This is a genomic window from Streptomyces sp. NPDC008001 (genome assembly GCF_042958085.1).
Taxonomy (GTDB): domain Bacteria; phylum Actinomycetota; class Actinomycetes; order Streptomycetales; family Streptomycetaceae; genus Streptomyces.
Map to the genome: position 1 here is coordinate 541,840 of NZ_JBIBIZ010000003.1, position 13,432 is coordinate 555,271.

A 13,432-nucleotide genomic window follows, 5' to 3' on the forward strand; every position below is an offset into this window, starting at 1 on the left:
TCCGGACCGCACATCCGAAGCCGTATTCCGGAACCGTAATCCGGGCGGCGCCCGGCCCGCCGGGTGAGTAATCCTCCGCATGTCCGCTGCACTCCCGGGCAAACCTGAGCATGGCCGGGCCCGGCCCACCCCGTTCGGGGCGGGCCGGGCCGCGGGCGGGCGGCGTCAGGCCGCGGAGCGCCGGCGCCGCAGGGCCACCACCGCCGCGCCCGAGGCCGCGACGGCCGTCGTGCCCAGGGCGGCGGGGAGCCACGGGCCGGAGACGGTCGCGGCGTCGTTCCGCTGTGCGGCGAGGGTCTCGGGCTCGTCCCCGGGCTGGGCGTAGCCGCCGGCCAGGCCCTTGCGGTCGTAGGACGAGCCGGGCAGCTTGTCGCCGTAACGCTTGGTGACGAGCTGCTGGTACGCCGCGAGCGTGATGCTCTGCTTGCCCTGCAGGGCCGTGGAGGCCTCCTTGTTGAGGGGCTCCACCGCACCCGCACCGGTCAGCCGGTACCAGGCGTGGATCTGCGGCTCCAGGAACGTGTGCGTCCGGTCGTCACCGCGCTCGGCGGCGCTGATGTCCGCCTCGCCGTCGCGGATGCCGGCCACTTGCCAGGAGCCGCTGCCTCCGGGCTTGGGCATCAGGAAGACGGCGGCCTGGTGGCCGTCGGCGGCCGACACGCGGGAGGCGAGGTACGACATCCGCAGTGCCGTGCCCGCGGTGGGCCGGGCCTTGCCGGCCACGAACTCGGGGGCGAGCTCGTACAGCGGCACCGGCTTCCGGAGGTCGAAGCGGGGCGCGGCGGCGGGCTGCTGCACGACTCCGCGCCTGCCCCCCGCCGTGCCGCCGTCCGCCCCGGCGCCCGGCGCCGGGGCCTGGCCCTGCCGGGCGGCGGCCGTCAGGAACCGGGACACGGTGGAGTGGACCTGGTCGGAGCCGAGGACCTGCTGGGCAGCGGCGTAGTCGGAGGGGGCGGGAGCAGGGGGAGCGGTGGGACCACCGGCTGCCTGCGCCGGGCCCGCCGCCGACAGGGCGGCCGCGGCAGCGGTGGCGATCAGGAGGGCGGCGGTGCGTCCGGTCGTGCGCTTGGTGCGTCCGGTTCCGTGGGTGGTGTGGTTCTGGTCCATGGTCGGCGGTCTCCTCAGGCGTGGATGCCGGTACGCGAGTGGGTCCACCGGAAGGAGTTGTTTCCGGCGTAGGTGGAGTAGTCCCACCACGTGTAGGTCTGGGTGCTCGGCCAGGGATCGCCGACCGCGATCATGTTGCTGTTGCTGTCGTAGCCGTAAATGACGTTCATGTGGCCGCCGCCGGAGGTCCAGCCGATGCGGACGGCGAACGGGCGCCCGTTGGCGATCTCGGTCTGCGTCTCGCCGAAGGACGCGCGGTAGATGTCGCGGCCGCTGTCGCGGAAGCCCATGTTGGCGAGGCCGTTGGCCATGTCGCCGAGCGTGGCGGGCCGGTTGTTGCAGTCCAGGCCGCTGTTGCCCTGGGACGCCAGACGGCAGAAGTCGTACTGGTTGTAGTTGGTGTAGCCCCAGTAGTTGGCGATGGTCAGGCCGGAGGCGTCCCAGCACCACTGGTCGCGGACCTGCTTCTGCATGCCGATGTTGAGCAGCTTCTGCCCGGCGGGGCGGGCGGTGGAGCAGACCGGCAGGCTGCCGGTGTCCTCCCGGATGAAGGCGTCGGCGAGGTAGTAGCCGCCGGACCAGATCCAGCGGGAGTTGTTCTCGACGACGTCACCCGTGGTCCGGCAGACCATCGGGACGCGGTCGCCGACCCGGGAAGTACCGGTGATGCCGGCGGACAGCGACGGCTGCGAACGCTGGTTGACGGTGCTGAAGTTGCCCTGGCCGCCGACGACCGTGCCGGTGGCGGCGGCCTGGGCCTGGGGCCCGAAGGCCATCAGCAGACCGCCGGAGAGGGCGGCGACGACGGTGGAGCGCAGCGCCTTCTTACGCGCTGATATGCGGAATCTGTGCATGGGGGTTTCCTCGGTAGTGCGGAGGTGGTGCGAAGTGGCGCGGATGCCGTAGCGGTGCGGATGCCGTACCGGCGCGGTGCCGGTCAGGTGCGGCGGGCGCGGCGGCGTCGCAGCAGGAGGGCGGCGAGGACGCCTGCGAGGGCGACGCCCGAGGCGGTGACGCCGAGCGTCACCGCTCCGGGCCCCGTTCCGCCGCCGGAACCGGAACCGGCGGCGGCACCGCTCGCCACGGCCGGGGCCGCGGACGGCCCCGCTGCGGGCGGGCCGGCGGGTGCACCGGACGGCGCCGTGGCCGGGCCGGCCAGGGAGGCGGCGGTCACCTCGGTGGTCGAGGGCTCGGCGCTGCCGAGCGCCGGGAAGGCCGTCTGCGCCGTGATGGTCCAGCGGCCGGCGGGCAGCGCCTCGGCGGTGGTGAAGGAGCCGGCCTTGCCGGGCACCGGCACCAGCCGCCAGGGGCCGAGGGTCGTCCCGTCGGCGCCGGTGGCGGTGACGGTGCCCGCGACCTTCTCGTCCTTCCCGTCGACGGGGTCGCCGTCGTTCTCCCACACGGCCGTCGTGACCGGATGGCCGGCGGAGACGCCCGTGACGGTCAGCCGGATGGTGTCGCCGTGGGCGTGCGCCGTCGCCGCGGGCCCCAGAACGAGCAGGCCCGCGAGGACGACGGCGGACGACGCCGTGAAGCGGCGTGGGGACATGGAGGTCAGGCCGCCTTCTGGAGGGTCCAGAGCTGGAAGCCGGAGCCGTCCGCGTCCTGCAGTTCGAGCAGCCGGCCCCCGTAGTAGGGCCGCTTGCTGACGCCGAGGGCGAGCGATCCGTCCCCGGCCGTCAGCCGCAGGCCGTCTCCCGCCTTGGCCAGCCGCCACTGCTGGGCGCCGCTGCCGGAGCAGGGCTGCTGTGCGACCCACTGGCCGGCCTTCGCCTCGCCGCCGAGCTGCAGGCACTTGCCGGACGCGGCCGAGCGCAGGCGCACGTGCCCGCTGCCGGCGTCGTCGACGTACCACTGCTGCGGTGTGAAGCCGTTGGCCTGGGAGCCGACGAGGACGGTGCCGTCCGCGGTCTTTCCGCCCCAGAGCTCGGCGGCCAGGCCGCTGTAGCCGTTGGTCAGCGTGTAGCGCGTACCAGTCTTGGTGGTGCTGCCCACGGCCGGAGTGCGGAACTTCACCGCGCGGCCGGCCCGGGAGTCGTGTCCGGCGGCGTCACGGACGGCGACGGCCACCGTGTACTCGGTGTCGGGCCGGAGGTTGTGGATCCGCGCCGAGTTCGGCTGGATCCACGCCAGGTGGCTGCCGTTCAGCAGGAGTTGGTACCAGGCGGCGGAGGGCGCGGCCGGCCAGCTGACGACGGCCGAGTCGGAGGTCAGCTGTCCGACGACCGGTACGGGGCCCGTCGACGGCGACGGACCGGTGCTGCCGGTCGGGTTCGGCGTGGGTGTGGGCGTGGGCGTCGGGCCGGGGTCGGGCTTCGTGCCGTTGCCGGTCATCAGGAACTGGTTGTTCGCGACGTTCCAGTGCGTGGCCAGGTAGCTGCCCGGCTGCGGGTTGGTGTGGAAGTAGTCGTCGTGGTTGCAGTCCAGGCGCTCGTCGTGGCCGCGATCGGGGCAGATCGTGCGCATCGCCGGGTAGTACGGCGCGTCGGAGTAGCACATGACGTCCCACTCGTCGGTGCAGTGCGCCGCGCGGCTGGAGTTGGGCGCGCTGTTGTTCACGGCGCCGAGGTTGTGCCCGAGCTCGTGCGCGGCGGTCGAGCCGCTCCAGCATCCGGCGTCCGTACGGCCGTAGGACGGGCCGAAGTTGCTGAGGTTGGCGGCGCCGGGGCGCTCGTCGCCGTTGAAGGTGCCGATGCCGCAGTAGACCTTGGCGTCCGCGAAGATCATGTACTTGCGGTCCCGCCGGTCGAAGCCCTTCGCCGCGAGCGCCGAGTTGAGGGCGCTGAACTCCGACAGGGCCGAGTCCGTCACCTCGACGTTGAGGACGGACGGCATGCAGTCGGCGCCGGTCACGAAGCGTATGTGCCGTACGCCGCCGGTCTCCTGCGCGCTGGCGTAGTAGATGGTGTCGGCGTCGGCGGCCCACTTGCGGAAGGAGGCCAGGTACTCGGCGTACCGGTCGTTGCCGGGGCCGTGCGCGTACACGACCTGCACGCGGTTGCCGGTGGTGCCGTCGCCGTCGCACTGCACCGTCTGTCCGGAGGCCGCGCTCTTGCCGCCGGCGACGGGCTGCTTCGGGGCGGCCGGCGGGGTCTTGGCGGCGGCGGTGCCCGCCTGGCGGGCGTCGACGGAGGCCGGGGTGCCGGGGGAGGAGGTGCCGGAGGGCTTCTCCGACGGTTTCTCCGACGGCTTGTCGTCGTCGGTTGCGCCGGAGGTTCCGGTTGTCCCGGGGGTGTCGGCGACGTCGCGCGTCTTCACGACGGGCGGGGTGTCCTTGGCGATGTTCACGCCGCGGGGCGGTTTGTCGGGGCCGTGGGTGCACCGGCCGTCGGTGGTCCGCAGGACGCCGGCGCAGCGGTCGCCCTTCGGTGCGGGAGCCAGGCCCTGATAGACGAGGCCGTGAGGACGGTCGTCGTCGGGTATTCGGGTCACCGGTTCCGGTGTCTTGTCGTGTGCGGGGGCCGGAGCCGGACCGTCGGCCGCCGTCTGGGCGGTGACGGCCTGCGGCCGTGGCGACTCGTGGTCGAAGACGCCGCCGAGTGCCGCACTTCCGGCCAGGACGACCGCTGTGGCGGCCGTCGCGGCTATCAACAGGCCGCGTTTTCGCGGCCGTTGTCGTACCTGTCTTCTGCGACCGGGCAAGGCCGTACCTCATTTCCTGTGGGGGGAATGGTGGGTGGCCGGAAGTGTGCCAGACCGGACGCAGCGTCAGACAGTCTTGATCTTGGTTCGCGAAAGTCGGTGTATGTGCCAATAGGTGGCGTGGGAATCGAGGTTACCCTCAGTCAACTCGCTGGGAAATGCGGAGCCTTACCGGGTGGAAACAAATGGTCCATTCCAAGTCCCGGACAGTTCTTGCGTGGAGGCTTAATAAGATCGTTACCTTGGAAGGGTGTAATCCGCTTGTGTGCAATGGCGCTGAGTGGCAGGACTGTTACCCCGTGATCACTTTGCCGGGGAAATCCTTGGAGGAACCCCAAGGACGGCTTATGGCACGGTCCGTGCGGCCGCTGTACATCTCCGCCGCCCGTTCTCAGCCGGTCGGCCCCGGCAGTTCCCGCGACGCCGGCAGCGTCCGCCGCAGCAGTTCCCGCGCCAGCCTCCTCGCCGCCACGTCCGGGTGCGGCGTCCCGTCACACGGGAAGCCGGAGACGACACGGCGCCGGGAGGAGGCGATGTGCTGCACGGCCGGGCGGGCCGGTGCCGGAAGCAGGCGCATCGCCGTCAGCGCACGCAGGGCGCCGAGGTGCGGCTCGTGCATGCCGCTGCGGCGGGCGAGCCGGCCCGCGACCACGGGGGCGGTGTCGTGCGTGCGGCCCGTGACGCGCCAGATCGCGGCGGCCGCGTCCGCCCGGCCCTCCGGGCTCGGAGCCGCCAGCCGTTCCTCCAGCAGTGGCAGCAAGGGCCCTGCGGACGGACCGAGTTCGCCGGCCACCCGGACGGCCGCCGTGCGCCGCGCCCGGGCATCCGGAAGCGCCTGCACCGCGGCCACGGCAGGGCCCGCGTCGCCCGTGATGCGCGCCAGTGCCGTCGCCGCCGTCAGGTCACCGTCCCCCGCCCGGGCGCGCAGCGCTCGTTCCGCCACCGGGCCTGCCGCCGGGCCCAGCGAGGCCAGGACCCCGGCCGAGGCCGGCAGCAGACGGACCAGGTCGCCGACGCAGCCGGCCGCGAGCACGGGAAAGCGCAGCAGAGCGCCCAGCCACTCGGCACGCGGCCGGGCCGCGACCCGCCGCGCCACCGGCTCCGCCGCGGCGCCGAACACCTCCACCGCCACCGGCACCACCGTGCCCGGCGCGGTGAAGGGAGTGAGCTGAAGCGCCGCGGCCTCCTCCGGCAGCTCGTCCATCAGGCGCAGGACGAGGCCGAGCGCACCGGGAACGCGCAACCGCACCGCAGCGTGCGTCGCCGCCACCCGCACGGCAGGGTCCTCCGCACCCAGGTGGGGCTCCAGCCGCGGCGCCGGCTTCCCACCCTCCAGCGCGGCCCCCACCCTCGCCACCCGGCACAGGTCCTCCGCGTCCGCGGCCGACGCCGCGAGCCACGGCAGGACGTGCCGCTCGCGGTCGCGCCACGCCTCCGTGAGCTCCCAGGCCAGCGGCAATCCCCGCTCCACTGCTCGCAGCGCCGCATCCGGGTCGTCCATCAGCCGGTCCGTGAGCGGCCGGTACGCGTCGGGCCAGGGGGGAGGGCCGGTGTCGTCGGTGGACCCCGCCGCTTCGTGCGCGTCGAGCGCCGACTCCACCAGGGCGGCCGGCAACGGCAACGGCGCGGTCCGCAGCAGATCCGTCACCGCCGCCCTGCGCACCAGTGGTTCCGGATCGGCGAGAAGCGCCCGGTTGCGTGCCTCGCGGACGCCCGGCGAGACGTCGAGCAGCCCGAGGGCCGTGACGAGGCCAGCCCGTACCTCGGCGTCCGTCTCCTCCTCCAGCCTGGCCCGCAGCAGGGGAAGCAGCGGCAGGGAAGCGTCCTCGCAGGCGGCGATGATGGCCACCAGCGCCTGCCGGACGGACACGTCCTCGCCGGCCGCCAGGCCCAGCAACGCCGGAAGCGCCGCGGCCACCGCCTTGCGCACCTGCCGGCTTTCGCGCCCCGCTCCGTCGGCCGCGCCGTGCAGCAGCCACAGCAGCGGCAGCCGGTGACCGGGGCCGTCCAGGGCCAGCCGCGCGACGAACGGCACGGCCGCGGCCGTCGCCGGATACACCGACCCCTGATGGCAGAGCGACGAATACAGCTCCTCCAGCGCCTCGTCCCGCACCCGGGCGTCCGCCGAGCCGGCCGCCCGGAGGAGGCCGGGCACGTCGTCAGCGGGCCCGTACGCGTGTTCCAGCGTGGCCCAGTCGATGTCGTCGATTCCCTCCGGCATGGCGGGACCTTATGTCCCGCCACCAGCGCGCACGGCCCCGCCCCCGTTGCCGGGGGCGGGGCCTGTGCGTCAAGGCACTAAAGGCACTAGCGGCGGGTCACCAGTGGGTGATGCCCATCGTCTTCGCCGCGCTGTGAATGGCGTTGTAGTGCGCGATCGACATGCCGGACTTCTTCTGCTTCGCCGGAAGCTTGGCGTCGGCGTGCCGGAACTCGTCCCGGGCGGCGGCCAGGAGGCTGGTCCCGTAGCTGACGGGCACGTCGGGCTTCCCGTGCACGGGGTGCGACTTGGCGGCCGTCTGGCTGCCCGCGGCCGCCAGGATGCTCCGCGCCTGGTTGTACGCGGCGGCCTTGATCGTCTTGGGATTGGCCACCACGGAGTGCGCGCCGGCCACAGCGGTGTGCTCGGCCCCGGAAACGGCGGCGGAGGCGGGGACGACTGCCGCGGCGATGGCGCCCGCGGCCAGCACTGCGGCGATCCCGGTTCGGGTGATGAGTTTCATGAGTACCTCGCTTGCTCGTTTACGTGGATGTCTCGTTCACGTGCATGTGCGGCTGCTCGACTGGTCGACGAAGTCGAACGAAAGGGATTTCCCGGCCGGTGTCTCCACCCTGGAGGTACCGAGTGCCGGCCGTCCAAGACCTGTTCCGGAACGCCCGATGCCCCATGAGCATCACTACAGCTCAGACGCCGCCCTCCGGGCGCGCTCCTGCACGATTACAGTCGGAGCATGTCTGAGACGTCCGAGTCCTCCCCGGATCTGGATTTACGCCTGGTGCGCTACTTCACCGTGGTCGCCGAGCAACGGCACTTCGGTCGCGCGGCCGACGTCCTGCACGTCGCCCAGCCGTCCCTGAGCCGGCAGATCCGCCGCCTGGAAGAACAGTTGGGAGCCCGCCTGCTGGACCGCACACCTCAAGGCACCCGGCTGACCGAAGCCGGTGAGGCGTTTCTCCGGCACGCGAGGACGCTCTTGCGGTCCGCGGGCCAGGCCGTGGCGCGGACCAGGGCGGTCGCCGAGCCCTCCCACATCACCATCGGCTACACCACCGGCCTCATCGTCACCCCCGCCGTGCGCGACCTGCGCCGGCGGCACCCGGAAGCCGAGGTGCGCACGCGGTACCTCGCGTGGAACGAGCCGCGCGCGGCCCTGCTGAAGTACCAGGTGGATGCGGCCGTGGCCAGGATGCCGTTCGCGACCGACGACCTCCACGTGACGGTCCTGCACGACGAACCCCGGCTCCTCATGGTGCCCGTCGACCACCGCCTGGCCGGCAAGGATTCCGTCACGCTCGACGACATAGCCGAGGAGCCCATGGTCTGTCTCCCCGACCCGATGTGGAACGCCTTCTGGCGCGTCGACCCGCGCCCCGACGGGCGCCGGGCACCCGGCGGTCCCGTGGTGGGGACGGTCGAGGACAAGCACGAGGTCATCGCGAGCGGGCAGGCCGTGGCCATCGTGCCGGCGGGCGCCAGAACGACCAACCGCCGCCCCGACCTCGTCACGATCGCCCTGGAAGGCGTCGAACCGGGCCACGTCGTGCTCGCCACCCGCGCCGATGACCACAGACGCCTGGTCACCGCCTTCCGCAAAGCGGCCCGGACCCACCTCACGGGTCCGCCCCAGCCCCGGGACACGCCATAGCGTCCGGGGTTGCCGGAGGAGTGATCCTCGGCGGAGGCAGGGCGCGTCATGTCCGTGGGACGTGACGCCCTTCGTCACACTGCACAGGTGCTCACCGAAGACAACAAGAAACTGGTCCGCCGCTTCTACGAGGAGATCGACAAGGGCAACGTGGACGCCCTCGACGAGCTCGTGGCGGAGGACTACCTGGACCACTCTCCGCCGCCCTTCCCGGGCTTCGGCCCGGGCCTGGAGGGGCTGAAACAGATCTTCCACGTCTTCTGGGAGGCGACGCCGGGCACGCACGAGATCCAGGACCAGGTGGCGGAGGGCGACAAGGTCGCCACGCGCTTGCTGTGCCGCGGCGTCCACGAGGGCGACCTGCCGGGAATCCCCGCCACGGGCAACCAGGTGGAGATCACGGCGACGGTCGTCCACCGCATCGAGAACGGCAAGCTGGCCGAGAAGTGGTCCGACAGGGACACCCTGCGCTTCCTGCAGCAGCTCGGCGTCGTGCCACCACTCGGCGGACCGATGGACTGAACGGCGGGGCGGCCCTGCGTAATCCGATTGCCGCGGCCGTAGCCGGTGTTGAGGATTGCGCCATGCCTACGCTCACCACTGCCGACGGGACGGAACTCGCCTATCACGTCACGGGGGAAGGCGAGCCGCTGCTCTGCCTGCCCGGCGGGCCGATGCGCGCGTCCGCCTACCTCGGAGACCTCGGCGGGCTGCCGAGGCGGCGGCAGTTGGTCATGCTCGACCTCCGAGGCACCGGCGACTCCTCCGTCCCCGGTGATCCGGCCACATACCGCTGTGACCGGCAGGTCGACGACGTCGAGACCCTCCGGAAACACCTCGGACGGGACAGCGTCGACATCCTCGCGCACTCGGCGGGCGGTGACCTGGCCATCCTCTACGCGGCCCGGTGTACCCGCAGCACGTCCGTACCCTCAGTCTGATCACGGCCCGCGCCCGCGCCCTCGGTGTCGACTTCACCGGAGAGCAGCGGCGGGAGGTGATCGCGTTGCGCGCGGGCGAGCCGTGGTTCGAGGGGGCACGCGCCGCCTACGAATCGCTTTGGGACGGCTCCGCCACCGATGCCGACTTCGACGCGGCCGTCCCGTTCTTCTACGGCCGCTGGGACGCCGCCGCCCGGGCGCATGCCGCGGCCGACGCCGAGCAGATCAATGAGGCGGCAGCGGAGGCCTACGCGTCGTCCGGTGCCTTCGACCCCGCCGCAGCCCGTGCCGCCGTTGCCCGCTTGGCGGCGCCGGTGCTGGTGTTCGCAGGTGAACTGGACGGCGGCCCGCGTCCCCGGGTGGCCGCTGACGTGGCGGAGTTGTTCCCCCATGCCGAACTGGCCGTCCAGCCGGGCGCCGGCCACTACCCGTGGCTCGACGACCCCGCGTACTTCGCCCGCACGGTTGCGGCCTTCCTCGACCGGCGGGGTCAGCCCTCGGGATAGAAGACGGACAGCGTGCAGCCGTCGTGGGCGGCCTTACGCTCCGCCGGCGTGGTCGCTACCGGCCCTCCGTCGGCGAAGCGTGCGGGAGCCGCGTGATGGTGGCGTGGACGGTGGTGGCGGGGGAGACGGTGATGCCGAAGGCCGCGTCGGTCGGCGGGGTGTCGGGGACGGCGGCGTAAGAGGGGAGGAGGTGCTCCAGGAGGATGGTGGCTTCGCGGAGTGCGAACTGGGCGCCGAGGCAGGCGCGCGGGCCGAGGCCGAAGGGGTAGTAGGCGCCCGGCTGGGTGGGGCGGTGGTGGCCGGTGGTGAAGCGGTGGGGGAGGAAACGGTCCGGTTCGGGCCACACGGCGGGGTCGCGGTGGGTGAGGTAGGGACAGGCGAGCACGGTGGTGCCGGCTCGCACCCGGTGGCCGGCGACGACGTCGTCCTCGGTGGCGTGGCGGGGGAGGAGCCAGGCCACCGGGTACAGGCGCAGGGTTTCGCTGACCAGGGCCTGGAAGGCGCGGTTGCGGCCGTCGCTGCCCGCCGGGCCCGCCGCGAGGGCGCGGGTGCGTTCCTCCGGGTGCCGGCCGAGCAGCAGGTGCAGCCAGACGAGCGTGTTGGCGGTGGTCTCCTGCCCGGCGACGAGGAGGGTCATCACCTCGTCGCGAATGAGGTTGCCGGGCCAGGCCTGGTCGTCCGCGGCGTGGATCAGGGAATGCAGGAGCGCGGGACCACCGGGCGGGTCGGGCGTGGCGCGCGCTTCGGCGATGGCCGCATCGACGATGCCGTGGATGGTGGCGAGGTGGACGCCGAGGTCCGGCTGGTGGCCGTCGGGAGGGGGCAGGAGGGGCAGCGCGGTGAGGATGACGTCCAGGGCGCCGAGCACGCGGAGGGTGTCGGCGGTGGCGCCGTGGCCGGTGAGGGTGCGCCAGATGACGTCGAGGGCGTAGAAGCGCATGTCGGCCGTGATGTCACGGGTCTGCCCGCTGTCGGCGCTGTGGCTCCACCGCGTGGCGAGCTGACGCGCCGCATCGTGCATGACCGATGTGAAACGGCGGATCCCCTGGCCCGTGAAGTGGCTTTGCAGAAGGCGACGTTGGCGCTTCCAGAGTTCGCCGCCCGCCGTGAGGACACCGTCGCCGAGGAGCGCCCGGGCACGGTGCGACCTCTTGGGGTAGCGGTCCGGGTTGAGGGCCAGGACGTGCTGGATTCCCGCGGGGTCGGTGAGGAGCACGGTCGGGTTCGATCCCAGCCGGAGCAGGCTGACGGGGCCGAGCGCGTGCGCCATGTGCAACAGGTCGATCAGTTCGCCGCCGCTCCGCTGCCACCGCCGGAGGTCTTCGGCCGCGAGTTCGGGAGGGTCTGCGGGAACCGCCGGGCCGGCGGGCGGGCGCGGCGCGGGGGCTGCGGCGGCCGTGGTCACGAAGGGCTCTTCTGACGGCAGGGACGGCGACATGGCCACGGATCATATCGGTGCGCGGGGCGAGTTCCGGGGTGGGTTTCCGGGTGAATTCCGAGGGGAGCGCCTGGGGTTCCGAGGCGCGCGGCGGTGCGGCACCGCATTCCCCGAGTGGACCATCCGGCTCGCTCGCCGGGCACCCCCGTACCACGCTGAGTGGATGGCCCGAAGATACGCCGCAGCCCTCACCGGAGTGGCCGCCCTCCTCGGCGCGCTGCTGCCCGCCACCGCAACGGCGACCGGCGGGCCGCCCGCCTCCCGGGCCCCGGAGCGGCGCACCGTATCCGCCTGGCTGCCCTTCTGGGAACCGGGCGCCTACCGGGACGCCCTCGCGCACGCCGACCAGCTCCGCACCGTCAGCCCCTTCTGGTACGAGGCCACCGCCGCCGACCGCATCGAGGAACACGACGGCGCCGGCGACCGGGCCGTGGTCGACGGGCTGCACCACGCCGGGATCAAGGTCGTGCCGACCGTCACCGAAAGCCTGGACGCGGCCGGCATGGCACGCCTGACGGGCGATCCGGAGTCCCGCGCGGTGCACGTCGAAACCCTGGTGCGCCTGGCGACCGGCCGCCCGTACGACGGGCTCGACCTCGACTACGAGAAGATGAACGAAACCGGCGCCGCCCCGGCGGTCGTCCGGCAGGTGCGTACGGGCTTCAACTCCCTGGTCACCGAGGTGTGCGGCCGCCTGCACGCCCTGCACAAGGAATGCACGGCCGCCGTCTTCCCCCGTACGGCGAACCGCGACGAAGGACCCGTCTACGACTACGCGCACCTGGGCCGCACCCTCGACCGTCTGCGGATCATGGGCTACAACCTGCACAACGCCCTGGACCCGCCCGGCCCGCTGTCCAGCCCCGCGTGGTACGACGACATCCTGCGCTACGCGACCGCGCTCGTACCCCCGCGGAAAATCGAGATGGGCATCCCCGCCTACGGCTGGGACCACCGCGTGGGCGACCCCGCCCGCGCCACCCACCGCACGTCCCGCGAGGCCGAGGCGCTGCGGCAGCGCGTCGGCGCTCCCTACGCGCTCGACCCCGCATCGAGGACGCCGCACTTCACCTACACCGAGGACGGCCGGCAGCGCGAGGTCTGGTACCAGGACGCGCGGGGGATCGCGGCCCACCTGCCCGTCCTGCGCAAGTACGGAGTCGAGAACACCGCACTGTGGGCACTGGACTTCGAGGACCCCCGGCTATGGCCCACACTCGCCGGCTCACCGCCCGCGAAGGGTCGTGGCCGCAGGCAGGCGCCGACGCCGGCCGAGACCCGGCCCGGCCGGAATCCGGCACCGCCTGCGGCGCATCGGCATGGCCGAGGGCGTCAGACGTTGACGCCGAAGTCCTGGGCGATGCTGCGCAGACCGGACGCGTAGCCCTGCCCGATGGCGCGGAACTTCCACTCCGGGCCGTGGCGGTAGAGCTCGCCGAAGACCATGGCCGTCTCGGTGGAGGCGTCCTCGCTCAGGTCGTAGCGGGCGATCTCCCGGCCGTCGGCCTGGTTGACGACGCGGATGAACGCGTTGCGCACCTGGCCGAAACTCTGTCCGCGCTGCTCCGCCTCGTAGATGGACACGGGGAAGACGACCTTCGCGACCTCGGCCGGGACCGCGGCGAGGTTCACCTGGATCTGCTCGTCGTCGCCGTCACCCCCGCCGGTGAGGTTGTCACCGGAGTGCACGACCGAGCCCTCGGGGCTGGTCAGGTTGTTGAAGAAGACGAAGTGCTGGTCCGAGAGCACCTTCCCGGCCGCGTCGCACAGCAGCGCGGAGGCGTCCAGGTCGTAGTCCGCGCCCGTCGTGGTCCGCACGTCCCAGCCCAGGCCGACCGTGACGGCGGTCAGGCCCGGCGCCTCCTTGCTCAGAGAGACGTTGCCACCCTTGGACAGGGTCACTGCCACTGCATCCTCCAATGATCGTTCAAG

The 13,432-nt window shown here is 72.7% G+C and carries 13 protein-coding genes; 5 read left to right on the top strand and 8 right to left on the bottom strand.

What is annotated here, in order from left to right:
- Positions 1-165: 165 nt before the first annotated feature.
- The 6 genes from ACFZCD_RS10810 to ACFZCD_RS10835 all read right to left on the bottom strand — a co-directional run bounded on the left by ACFZCD_RS10810 (position 166) and on the right by ACFZCD_RS10835 (position 7,472).
- Entirely contained in the window at positions 166-1,107 is a 942-nt protein-coding gene (locus ACFZCD_RS10810; protein WP_391829469.1) for a hypothetical protein, read from the bottom strand.
- 14 nt (positions 1,108-1,121) lie between these two features.
- The gene (locus tag ACFZCD_RS10815; protein ID WP_391829470.1) at positions 1,122-1,961 is read right to left on the bottom strand and encodes a papain-like cysteine protease family protein; all 840 of its coding nucleotides are present in this window, start codon (positions 1,959-1,961) and stop codon (positions 1,122-1,124) included.
- Between the two features lie 83 nt (positions 1,962-2,044).
- A complete protein-coding gene (locus ACFZCD_RS10820; protein WP_391829471.1) occupies positions 2,045-2,656 on the bottom strand; it encodes a hypothetical protein in 612 nt (203 codons plus the stop codon).
- Between the two features lie 5 nt (positions 2,657-2,661).
- Positions 2,662-4,698: an RICIN domain-containing protein gene (locus tag ACFZCD_RS10825; protein WP_391829472.1), complete on the bottom strand. Its 2,037-nt coding sequence runs from the start codon at positions 4,696-4,698 to the stop codon at positions 2,662-2,664.
- Between the two features lie 442 nt (positions 4,699-5,140).
- Positions 5,141-6,970 carry a hypothetical protein gene (locus ACFZCD_RS10830; protein WP_391829473.1) on the bottom strand — a complete coding sequence of 610 codons (1,830 nt, stop codon included), beginning with the start codon at positions 6,968-6,970 and terminating at the stop codon, positions 5,141-5,143.
- Positions 6,971-7,067: 97 nt separating this feature from the next.
- Positions 7,068-7,472, bottom strand: coding sequence for a hypothetical protein (locus ACFZCD_RS10835; RefSeq protein WP_391829474.1), 405 nt, complete (start codon positions 7,470-7,472; stop codon positions 7,068-7,070).
- A gap of 228 nt (positions 7,473-7,700) precedes the next feature.
- Here ACFZCD_RS10835 and ACFZCD_RS10840 point away from each other — a divergent pair, with 228 nt between their 5' ends.
- The 4 genes from ACFZCD_RS10840 to ACFZCD_RS10855 all read left to right on the top strand — a co-directional run bounded on the left by ACFZCD_RS10840 (position 7,701) and on the right by ACFZCD_RS10855 (position 10,062).
- On the top strand, positions 7,701-8,615 hold the full coding sequence (locus ACFZCD_RS10840) for a LysR family transcriptional regulator (protein ID WP_391829475.1): 915 nt from the start codon (positions 7,701-7,703) through the stop codon (positions 8,613-8,615).
- A gap of 87 nt (positions 8,616-8,702) precedes the next feature.
- Positions 8,703-9,137, top strand: coding sequence for an ester cyclase (locus ACFZCD_RS10845; protein ID WP_391829476.1), 435 nt, complete (start codon positions 8,703-8,705; stop codon positions 9,135-9,137).
- 62 nt (positions 9,138-9,199) lie between these two features.
- Entirely contained in the window at positions 9,200-9,556 is a 357-nt protein-coding gene (locus tag ACFZCD_RS10850; protein WP_391829477.1) for an alpha/beta fold hydrolase, read from the top strand.
- A complete protein-coding gene (locus ACFZCD_RS10855; RefSeq protein ID WP_391829478.1) occupies positions 9,523-10,062 on the top strand; it encodes an alpha/beta fold hydrolase in 540 nt (179 codons plus the stop codon). Before ACFZCD_RS10850 ends, ACFZCD_RS10855 begins: the two co-directional genes overlap by 34 nt.
- A 55-nt stretch (positions 10,063-10,117) precedes the next feature.
- Here ACFZCD_RS10855 and ACFZCD_RS10860 read toward each other — a convergent pair whose 3' ends face one another.
- A complete protein-coding gene (locus ACFZCD_RS10860; RefSeq protein ID WP_391829479.1) occupies positions 10,118-11,467 on the bottom strand; it encodes a cytochrome P450 in 1,350 nt (449 codons plus the stop codon).
- Between the two features lie 196 nt (positions 11,468-11,663).
- Between ACFZCD_RS10860 and ACFZCD_RS10865 the strand changes: the two genes are divergently transcribed.
- Positions 11,664-12,884: a glycosyl hydrolase family 18 protein gene (locus ACFZCD_RS10865; protein WP_391829480.1), complete on the top strand. Its 1,221-nt coding sequence runs from the start codon at positions 11,664-11,666 to the stop codon at positions 12,882-12,884.
- On the opposite strand, the gene ACFZCD_RS10870 is transcribed toward ACFZCD_RS10865, so the two are convergent.
- The gene (locus tag ACFZCD_RS10870; protein ID WP_391829481.1) at positions 12,833-13,408 is read right to left on the bottom strand and encodes a TerD family protein; all 576 of its coding nucleotides are present in this window, start codon (positions 13,406-13,408) and stop codon (positions 12,833-12,835) included. The genes ACFZCD_RS10865 and ACFZCD_RS10870 overlap by 52 nt on opposite strands.
- Positions 13,409-13,432: the final 24 nt, after the last annotated feature.

Excerpts from the sequence above, each read along its gene's own strand:
- ACFZCD_RS10810 (WP_391829469.1), bottom strand. The coding sequence starts at position 1,107 with ATGGACCAGAACCACACCACCCACGGAACCGGACGCACCAAGCGCACG.
- ACFZCD_RS10815 (WP_391829470.1), bottom strand. The coding sequence starts at position 1,961 with ATGCACAGATTCCGCATATCAGCGCGTAAGAAGGCGCTGCGCTCCACC.
- ACFZCD_RS10820 (WP_391829471.1), bottom strand. The coding sequence starts at position 2,656 with ATGTCCCCACGCCGCTTCACGGCGTCGTCCGCCGTCGTCCTCGCGGGC.
- ACFZCD_RS10830 (WP_391829473.1), bottom strand. The coding sequence starts at position 6,970 with ATGCCGGAGGGAATCGACGACATCGACTGGGCCACGCTGGAACACGCG.
- ACFZCD_RS10835 (WP_391829474.1), bottom strand. The coding sequence starts at position 7,472 with ATGAAACTCATCACCCGAACCGGGATCGCCGCAGTGCTGGCCGCGGGC.
- ACFZCD_RS10840 (WP_391829475.1), top strand. The coding sequence starts at position 7,701 with ATGTCTGAGACGTCCGAGTCCTCCCCGGATCTGGATTTACGCCTGGTG.
- ACFZCD_RS10850 (WP_391829477.1), top strand. The coding sequence starts at position 9,200 with ATGCCTACGCTCACCACTGCCGACGGGACGGAACTCGCCTATCACGTC.
- ACFZCD_RS10865 (WP_391829480.1), top strand. The coding sequence starts at position 11,664 with ATGGCCCGAAGATACGCCGCAGCCCTCACCGGAGTGGCCGCCCTCCTC.